The sequence below is a fragment of the Acidovorax sp. KNOB132 genome, assembly GCF_057541515.1.
In genome coordinates this window covers 1-8,581 of the sequence record NZ_BAAJYT010000166.1, presented here as the reverse complement: position 1 = coordinate 8,581, position 8,581 = coordinate 1, and the positions used below count along the sequence as shown (strand labels likewise).

The following is an 8,581-nucleotide window of genomic DNA, read 5'->3' as shown; positions in this document are numbered from 1 at the left end:
GCGCGGGGCGCATCGCCTCGCATGCGCGCCATGACCTGCGCGGCCTCGGCATCGGACAGGGTGGGCAGCCGCGCCAGCGTGGCGGCATCGGCCTGGCGCTGCAGTGCGGAGACCCAGGCGCCGATCGCGTGCTCGCGCGCAGCCGAGGCAACGGAAGGGCGCTTGGCGCGAGGGGAGTCAGCGGGGGGGCGCGGCGGCATGGGCGGCCATTGTGCCGGGCGAGCGGCCGCGTTCGAATGCTGGGCCGCCGGGCGGGGATTCAGCGCTTCGAATCGGCCTGTGGCGCCGGCAGGGTGAGTTGGGCCGCCTTGGCGACTTCCACGCAATCGCGCAGGTGCTGCTCGCCGAGCAGGCGCAGCGTGGTGTAGCCCAGCACGGCCGCCACGGCCTGGCCGGCCAGCGGCACATACTTGGCCGCCTGCTTGGCCGTGAGGCGCATGCCCACGGCCTGGGTGGCCCGGATCACCAGTTCGCGGGTGACGAACTTGCCGATCAAGGCCGACCCGACGAGGCCGACCGCCTTCTGCACCTGCTCGCGCTTGTGGGGCGTGAGCCGGTCGATCTGCTCGGGCGTCAGGCCGAACTCCGCATTGATCTGCGGCACCAGTCGGGACAGCAAGGCCGCGTCCACCGCCCAATCGAGGCCCGGAATGGGCACGGTGCCCGCCGCGGCGGCCATCAGTGCGCGCCGGTGCAGCAGGCGCCGGCTGCGCTGCACGGCTGCCAGCAGATCGGGGTCGTTGCCGGCCAGGGCCGAGGCGCTGGGAACACGTTTCGCCACGGGGCGGCCGCCTTTCAGTTCTTGCTCTTGAAGAAGCTGTACACCACCAGCAGCAGCATCGCGCCCAGGATGGAGGCGATCCAGCCGGCTGGCTCGCCCTCCTGGTACCAGCCCATGGCAAGCCCGATGTAGGTGGCCAGGAACGACCCGGCCACGCCGAGCAGCGCCGTCATGATCCAGCCGAGCTTGTCATCCCCTGGCTTGAGCGCACGGGCGAGCAAGCCCACCACGAGACCGACGAGAAGAACACCGAGGACGGAAAACATGGGCAGGCACTTTCTGGTTGAGATAGGGCGAATCTACCCGGCGGCTCCCAAGGCGCCATGTCGGACGAAGCGCACTGTGCTGCCGGCCGAAAATAAGGGTTTTTCGGGGAAGATCAGGCAGCGGGGAAACGGCGTGCGGGGTGTGGGAGCCGGCCGACAAGCCGACGCGCGTGAATCCCGCGCCTGGCGAATTGCGGGCTGGATAAGGTCATGGCTCTCCCACAGGAAAAGAAAGGAAAGCCCATGCCCATCCGATCCCCCCGCACTTTCTTGTCCGCCACCGTGTTGGCATTGGCAGCGGCCACCGGGGGCGCCATGCTGCCCTCCACGGCCCTCGCACAGAGCGATCAAGCGTCGCTGGAGCGCGGCGCACGGCCGGACACCACCCCTGCGCAACGCTATCAGACCGCGATCCGTGAAGCGGGCGGTGGTTTGAAAGTGGGTTTGGAAGAATGCCGTGCGGGTGAAGCAGGTGCCCGCAAGTCGTGCGAATCACAGGCCCGGGCGCGCTACCAGGCCGACATGGCTGCCGCCAAGGAAATGCTGCGCAATCCCGATGCCCGTCCCGTGAATGTGGTGGGCGAACCCATTCGCAGCACGGAAACAACGACCGTTATCAAACCCTGACAGGCCCAGGCGGCTTCACCATGCGCACGCGGTGCACCACGCCAGAGCGCTCAGTTGGCGGAGCCGTCCTTGCCGCCGTCTTCGGTACTCACGCGGCGGGCGCCGTTGAAGCGCCGCTGCCAGTAAGAGGCGCCCATGTCTTCCACGCGAACTTCCGCACCGCTGCGGGGCGAGTGGATGAACTTGCCGTCACCCACGTACATGCCGACATGGCTGAAAGCGCGGCGCATGGTGTTGAAGAAGACGAGGTCGCCCGGTTGAAGGTCTTTCTTTTCGATCTTCTCGGTGGCGGCCGCTTGCTGGTCAGCCCGGCGCGGGAGCACCAGGCCCGCCGCCTTGCCGTAGATCGTGCGGATGAAGCCGCTGCAATCAAAACCGGTTTCGACGTCATTGCCACCCCGGCGGTAGGGCACGCCGAGAAATCCCATTGCCGTGGCAACGACTTCTCCAGCCTTGTCCTGCACGTTGTGCCGGGCTTCCTGGAATTGCGAAAGCATCGTCCTTTCGCGGACAAGACGGTCTAAATCATCGGAGGGCGCATTGTTGGGGGCGGCGTGGGCGCTGGCGCAGGCCAGCAACAAGAGGCAGATCCATCGAGACATGGGGCGCGAGGTTATCACGCATGTTCCGGCTTCCATTAGCAAAAAGTGTCGCAAAACCAAAGCCCCATGGCTTTTGGCTATGAAGCGGCGGCGTGGCATGCTCTTCCCTCTTGAAACGAAATTCGGCGAGTCCTACTTTTCCCTGGGGACGCGATGACTGGCAGGCCCTTGTGTTACAAAATTTCCGCTGTATGAAATTCGATAAATCTGGCTCTTTATCTTCTGTTTTTTACCGGCTGTTATTGGTTACATCTGGCGTTGTGGGAATGGTGTCCGGCGTGGAGGCCCGCGCCCAACCGGCTCCTCCCGTCGTGCCGCAGGCAGCAAAGACGCAAGGCCAGGCGGTGACTGTGGCCCAGGATCTGGCCAACCCCTGGGCGGTGGCGTTCCTTCCGGGCGGACGGTTCCTCGTGACGGAGCGCTCCGGCCGTCTGCGGGTGATCGAGGCCAATGGCCGGATCCATTCGCCCGTGTCCGGCCTGCCGCGGGTCGTGTTCGGCGGGCAGGGCGGCCTGCTCGATGTGGTCACCGACGCGGATTTCGAACGCAACCGGCGCATCTTCTTTTGCTACTCCGAGCCTGCGCCACAGGGCGAGACCGGCAACAGCACCGCCATGGCGAGCGCGGTGCTGCCCCCCGGCGAAACTGCCTTGACCGACGTGCGGGTGATCTTCAGCCAACGGCCCAAGGTGCAGAGCTCGCTGCACTTCGGCTGCCGCATTGCGCAGGCCCGGGACGGGTCCCTCTTTCTGGCCGTGGGCGAGCGCTCCTCCCGCAAGGAAGACGCCCAAAAGCTCGACGGCCACCTGGGCAAGATCATCCATGTGCAGCCCGATGGTTCGCCAGGCCCGGGCAACCCGACCGGGGCCGGCGCGCTGCCAGAAATCTGGAGCTGGGGCCACCGCAACCCGCAGGGCGCGACCATCGCCCCGGACGGGCGGCTGTGGATCCACGAGCACGGTCCGCAGGGGGGCGATGAAATCAACGTGCCCCAGGCCGGCCGCAATTACGGCTGGCCGGTCGTCACCTACGGCGAAAACTATGGCGGCGGCAAGATCGGAGAAGGGCTGACGCACAAGGCGGGCATGGAGCCGCCGCTGCACTACTGGGTGCCGTCCATCGCGCCCTCGGGCATGGCCTTCCTGACCAGCGACCGCTACGGCGCCGACTGGCGGGGCAGCCTGTTCATCGGCTCGCTCAAGTTCAGCCGGCTGCACCGGCTGGAGCTGGCGAACGGCAAGGTGGTGCGCGACGAATACCTGCTCGGCGGCCTGGCCGAACGCATCCGCGACGTGCGCCAGGGTCCGGACGGCTGGCTGTACTTGCTGACCGATGGACCCCAGGGCCGGCTGCTGCGCCTGACGCGCTGACTACCACTGGGCGGATCGGGCGTTCCCGCGCCGGTCCACCCCCGTCGCACGCTCCCAAGGAACCTGCGCCAAGCACGGCTGCGACAATCCCCGCATCTTTCACCTTTTGCCCAGCGCACCCCGCCCATGCTGCTCGACGCCTCCGAATCCCAACTCGTCCTGGTCGATTACCAGGAACGCCTGATGCCCGCCATCTTCGAAGGCCCGGCCGTGCTGGCCAACGCGCTGCGCCTGGCCCGGGCGGCCCAGTTGATGGAGGTGCCGGTATGGGGCACCGAGCAAAACCCCTCGCGCCTGGGGCCCAACGATCCGGCGCTGCGTGCGCTGTGCCGCAAGACCCTGGCCAAGATGCATTTCAGCGCGGCCGAGGAAGGCCTGGGCGAATGGTTGCGCCCCGAGCCGAAGCCGCCTGCCGGCAACGCCCGCAGCCTGCCCAAGCACCTGCAGAAACCCCAGCCCACGGCCGAAGAGCCCGGCGCCATCGTGATCGCCGGCTGCGAGGCCCATGTGTGCCTGCTGCAGACGGCGCTGGACCTGCTGGAGGACGAATTCGACGTGTGCGTGGTGACCGACGCCTGCGGCTCGCGCACCGAGCGCAACCGCGACGCCGCCTTCGACCGCCTGGCCGGCGCGGGCGCCGAACTGGTCACGACGGAGATGGTCATCTTCGAATGGGCGCGCACGGCGGAACACCCGGCCTTCAAGGATTTGCTGGCGCTGGTGAAGTGAGCCTGGGTTGGGGAGCGGGCCGGCGAGCCTGCCCCTGTCCCATCCCTGGGCAGCGCCCGGTGACCGGGTCGATAGGATCTGATCGCGTCCTTCGCAGCCGCCCCCTCCGGTGCGGCTGCAAGGTTTGGAGTTTTACCCCACAAGGAGTTTTCACCCCATGCATTGGAAGTCCGCTTTCGCTTTGTTCGCCCTGTCTGGTGCGACCCTGCCCACATTCGCGCAATCCGACCGGCAGGTGGCCGAAGACATGGTGACCCGCTCAGCCAATGTCTGCCCCGGCCACAGCACTGAGCGCACCACGCCCACGGTCAAGGCCGTGCCCGTCGGCGCATTGCGGGTGATGCGGGACCGCGGCCTGGTGATGTGCCCGGACCGTCGCCTCGATGCCGACGCACCGGCCGTGTTCTACGGCAGGGTCGGCGTGTTCGCATGGAACCCCGAAGTGGCGGCTGCTTCGGCCGTGATCGTCCAGCAGATCGGCGCCATGACCCGCAAGGACGAGTACCCGGTGGAGACGATGGTCTGGGATGCCAAGGGCGCCCCCCTGAAACAACGCACCGTGCCGGCCTTCGAACCCAGGCCCGGCGCGGCGGTGCTGTACAAGATCCGTTGAGGCGAGGATGACCGCTGTGGCGACCGGGTCCTGCACTTCGGCCTGAATTGATCTGCCGCAATGCAGATTGGCAAGCCAGCCGCTACAACCGACGTGGGCGGGCTTGGCGGAAACGGGGCCGTAAGGGCCGGCCTCCACCCTCACATCCCCGAACGGGAGTTCTCATGTTCGACCACATCGGTATCCGCGCCAGCGACAGCGAGGCCAGTGCATCCTTCTTCCTGCGCGCCCTGGCGCCCCTGGGGATCGCCGTCGCCATGAAGGGGCCGCACGGGGCGGGCCTGGGCAAGAACGGCAAACCCTCTGGATCTACGATGCCGAAGACCGGCCGAGCCCGCTGCACCTGGCGTTCACGGCGGAAAGCCGGCGCCAGGTGGACGCGTTCCATCGTGCGGCGATCGAAGCCGGGGGGCAGGACAATGGCCCCCCAGGACTGCGCCTGCACTACCACCCGCACTATTACGCCGCTTTCGTCATCGCGCCGGATGGCCACAACGTGGAAGCGGTGTGCCATCTGCCGCAGGAATGAAGTGGCAATCCGACACCACGGCCGAAGGAGCCAACAATGAAGGTTGAAGGAAGCTGCTACTGCGGCGCCATCGAATACGAAGCGCAGGTACAGCCCGGCACCACGACGGTCTGCCACTGCGCGGACTGCCAGGCCCAATCCGGCTCCGCCTTCCGGGCAAACATCGCCGCGCCGGCAGACGGGTTCCGGCTGATCAAGGGGCAGCCCCGCACCTACACCAAGACAGCCGCCAGCGGCAACCAGCGCCTGCTCGCGTTTTGCGAAGTCTGCGGGAGTTCGCTGTATGCCTGTGCGCTCGAGAATCCGCAGTCCTACTCGTTGCGGATCGGCACTTTGAAGCAACGGCAAGAGCTGGGCACCCCGCAGCGCCAGATCTGGACACGGCGTCGTCACGATTGGGTGGGCCTGCCAGACAGTGTGGAGTCGTTCGACGGGCAGCCGTGAGCCGGGCAGGGCGGTGCCCGTGCCACTGCAACCCTGCAGGTTCGCAGAAGCTGCAGGGTGCCTCCATCTGCAAAGCCTGGCGAATGGCCTCTGACGGGCGTGTCGGCAGAAGCCGGCCGCCAAAACATCTTCGCGAGAGGACTCTTGGCGCGGCATGCGGGCGCGCCTTCCACTCCAAGTCGCGTGACCGGGCTATCGGGTCTTGATGACGAAGAGCGCCAGAGCCATCAGGCCGACGCCTGCCAGTTGGGTCGCGCTCAGCATCCGGCCGTAGACCGCCCAATCCAGCAGCACTGCCGTCAATGGATAGACATACTGCAGCACAGCGACCCTGCCCAGAGTCAGGCAGGCCATTGCCGTGAACAAAATGGCATAGGCCAGACCGGTATGCAGCACGCCCAGTCCAGCCAGCCAGGCCCATGCGGCGGCGTCCGAGGGCCAACCATGTGCCCATGGAACCCATAGCAGCACCAGCGTTCCCACCGCGCACTGCCACCACGCCAGCGCGAACGGGGTGACGACCTTCTCTGTCTTGGCGATGATCGTCACGCCCGCATAGCTGAGCGATCCGCCCACGCACATCAGCAAACCCGTCAGATAGTCCACCCCCGATGCGCCGGCCGCGGAGCCACTGCCCCACAGGCCGGTCGTCAAGACCAGACCGCCCAATGCCACGGCGGTTGCGATTTTCTGTGCTGCAGTGACATGCTCGCGGAGCACCAGCGCACCGAACACCATGATCCACACCGGCTGAATGTGGAAGACCACCGTCGCGACGGCAATCGACGTGCGCGGTATGGCGGCAAAGAACAGCGCCCAGTTCGCGACCATCAGGCAGCCCGTCGCGCAGACGATCCACCCGCTGCGACCGCGCAGGGGAAGCTCTCGGGTTCGGCCGGTTGCCATGCCCCATGCCAGCAACGCCAGCGCTCCGAATGCGCAGCGAAACAGCACGGTCACCAAAGGGTGTTGATTTGCCTCTTCGACGAACACGCCGACGGTGCCCAGCAGCAGGCCGCCCGCGATCATCAGCCATTGGCCCTGCGCCTCCCGCTTGGCACAAGCGCCCACCTGGGTGGGTAGCGATGGTTGAAACGTGGCGGAAGGCTTGTGGTCCATGTCCCGATGCTCACGCCGCAGCTGGCGGCCGTAAAGCAAATAGTTCAATCGCTTAGTATTCGACAATCGAATTCAAAGAGGATCGAGCGCATTCAATGACCTACCCCGATCTGCAAATCGACTGGCTGCGCGCCTTTGTGGCGGTCGTGGATGCGGGCTCGCTCTCGGCGGCAGCACCCCTGGTTCACCGCTCCCAGGCGGCCGTGAGCATGCAGATCAAGAAACTGGAGGCCGCCTTGGAACGGCCGGTGCTGCTGCGCGGGCCGCACCACCTGCAACTGACGCCAGCGGGCGCCGAGCTGCTGGGCTATGCGCGCCGCATGCTGGCCCTTCAGACGGAGGCGCAGACGGCGCTTTTCGGGCCGGACCTGTCCGGGCGCGTGCGGCTCGGCGTTCCCGATGACTATGCATCGACCTACCTGACACCGGTGTTGCGCAGCTTTGCGGGCCGCTATCTGGGGGTGGAGATCGAGTTGACCTGCGAGCAATCCACTTCGCTCATCCCCAAGGTCGTGCGGGGTGAGTTGGACCTGGCGCTCGTGTCCCGCGACAAGCCGAAACGGGGCCGGCTTCTCTTTCAGGAGCCCTTGGTCTGGGCCGGCGCTGCGCAGCATGAGGTGTGGCGCAAGACCCCGCTGCCCATTGCCGTCTACGAGGAAGGCAGCATGGCCAGGACCGCGGCGCTGTCCAGCCTCGCGGCCCATCGCCGGGCCCACCGCGTCGTGTACCACAGCTCGAGCCTGGCAGGACAACTGGCTGCGGTGGAAAGCGGCCTTGCCGTCGCGGTCTTTACCCGCTGCAGCGTGCCTGCCCATCTCCAGGTATTGCAGAACCTGCCGGCGGGATTCGAGCTGCCCCCCTTGATTTCCATGCAAGTGGCCGCGCTGCGCAGCAAGGCATCCAGGCACTCGGCGGCAGTGGACGCCATGGAAGAGCAACTGCTGAAAACGCTGGCCAGGCCATAGGCCCGGCGCCTCGATGGCGTGCGGTTTCGGCAAGCGGGTTGTCACCCGGCCTGCACCCGCGCTCTCTCATTGAAGGCGCGGCGCTCCAGACCCCGGGGCCGCAGCAAGCGCCCCCCGTGCCAGTCCCGCGCTGCCCATCGCATTGAGCCGGAACCGCGCCACCGTCGCCGCCAGGCGGCTGGCCTGGTCGTTCAGGCTTTCCGCGGCGGCTGCGGATTCCTCCACCAGGGCCGCGTTCTGCTGGGTCATCTGGTCGAGCTGGTTGACGGCGGTGTTCACCTGGCGGATGCCGTCCGACTGCTCGGAGGTGGCAGCGGTGATCTCCCCGATGATGTCGCTCACGCGCTGCACGCTGCTCACGATCTCTTCCATGGTCGTGCCCGCGTCCTGCACCAGGCGCGAGCCCGCTTCCACCTTCTCGACCGAGTTGCCGATGAGCGCCTTGATTTCCTTGGCCGCTTCGGCCGAGCGACCGGCCAGGCTGCGCACCTCGCTCGCCACCACGGCAAAGCCGCGGCCCTGTTCGCCGGCGCGGG

General features: G+C 66.9%; 12 protein-coding genes and 1 pseudogene. 7 read left to right on the top strand and 6 right to left on the bottom strand.

Going from position 1 to position 8,581, the window contains the following annotated elements; all coding sequences use genetic code 11:
* The 3 genes from AC27IO_RS17480 to AC27IO_RS17470 form a co-directional block, all read right to left on the bottom strand.
* Positions 1 to 200, bottom strand: a 200-nt coding sequence (locus AC27IO_RS17480) for a hypothetical protein (RefSeq protein WP_498739906.1), incomplete at its 3' end; no start/stop codon positions are given.
* Between the two features lie 59 nt (positions 201 to 259).
* Positions 260 to 781 carry a hypothetical protein gene (locus AC27IO_RS17475; RefSeq protein WP_284428410.1) on the bottom strand — a complete coding sequence of 174 codons (522 nt, stop codon included), beginning with the start codon at positions 779 to 781 and terminating at the stop codon, positions 260 to 262.
* 14 nt (positions 782 to 795) lie between these two features.
* Positions 796 to 1,047, bottom strand: a complete 252-nt coding sequence (locus tag AC27IO_RS17470) for a GlsB/YeaQ/YmgE family stress response membrane protein (RefSeq protein ID WP_272569255.1) — start codon at positions 1,045 to 1,047, stop codon at positions 796 to 798.
* A gap of 270 nt (positions 1,048 to 1,317) precedes the next feature.
* Between AC27IO_RS17470 and AC27IO_RS17465 the strand changes: the two genes are divergently transcribed.
* Positions 1,318 to 1,674, top strand: coding sequence for a hypothetical protein (locus tag AC27IO_RS17465; protein WP_272569257.1), 357 nt, complete (start codon positions 1,318 to 1,320; stop codon positions 1,672 to 1,674).
* A 50-nt stretch (positions 1,675 to 1,724) separates the two neighbouring features.
* Here the strand turns inward: AC27IO_RS17465 and AC27IO_RS17460 are convergent, their stop codons facing one another.
* Entirely contained in the window at positions 1,725 to 2,276 is a 552-nt protein-coding gene (locus AC27IO_RS17460; RefSeq protein WP_272569691.1) for a C40 family peptidase, read from the bottom strand.
* A 266-nt stretch (positions 2,277 to 2,542) separates the two neighbouring features.
* Here AC27IO_RS17460 and AC27IO_RS17455 point away from each other — a divergent pair, with 266 nt between their 5' ends.
* The 5 genes and pseudogenes from AC27IO_RS17455 (at position 2,543) to AC27IO_RS17435 (ending at position 5,961) form a co-directional block, all read left to right on the top strand.
* A complete protein-coding gene (locus AC27IO_RS17455) occupies positions 2,543 to 3,646 on the top strand; it encodes a PQQ-dependent sugar dehydrogenase (RefSeq protein WP_498739904.1) in 1,104 nt (367 codons plus the stop codon).
* 126 nt (positions 3,647 to 3,772) lie between these two features.
* Complete coding sequence (locus tag AC27IO_RS17450) at positions 3,773 to 4,375, top strand: isochorismatase family protein (RefSeq protein WP_272569259.1); 603 nt, start codon at positions 3,773 to 3,775, stop codon at positions 4,373 to 4,375.
* A 157-nt stretch (positions 4,376 to 4,532) separates the two neighbouring features.
* Entirely contained in the window at positions 4,533 to 4,988 is a 456-nt protein-coding gene (locus AC27IO_RS17445; RefSeq protein WP_498739901.1) for a hypothetical protein, read from the top strand.
* Between the two features lie 164 nt (positions 4,989 to 5,152).
* Positions 5,153 to 5,517: pseudogene (locus tag AC27IO_RS17440) on the top strand (VOC family protein).
* 36 nt (positions 5,518 to 5,553) lie between these two features.
* On the top strand, positions 5,554 to 5,961 hold the full coding sequence (locus AC27IO_RS17435; protein WP_284402811.1) for a GFA family protein: 408 nt from the start codon (positions 5,554 to 5,556) through the stop codon (positions 5,959 to 5,961).
* A 192-nt stretch (positions 5,962 to 6,153) separates the two neighbouring features.
* Here AC27IO_RS17435 and AC27IO_RS17430 read toward each other — a convergent pair whose 3' ends face one another.
* On the bottom strand, positions 6,154 to 7,080 hold the full coding sequence (locus AC27IO_RS17430; RefSeq protein WP_498739899.1) for a DMT family transporter: 927 nt from the start codon (positions 7,078 to 7,080) through the stop codon (positions 6,154 to 6,156).
* Positions 7,081 to 7,175: 95 nt separating this feature from the next.
* Here AC27IO_RS17430 and AC27IO_RS17425 point away from each other — a divergent pair, with 95 nt between their 5' ends.
* Entirely contained in the window at positions 7,176 to 8,045 is an 870-nt protein-coding gene (locus AC27IO_RS17425; RefSeq protein WP_498739897.1) for a LysR family transcriptional regulator, read from the top strand.
* 66 nt (positions 8,046 to 8,111) lie between these two features.
* On the opposite strand, the gene AC27IO_RS17420 is transcribed toward AC27IO_RS17425, so the two are convergent.
* The coding region (locus AC27IO_RS17420) for a methyl-accepting chemotaxis protein (protein WP_498739895.1) at positions 8,112 to 8,581 on the bottom strand (470 nt) is incomplete at its 5' end.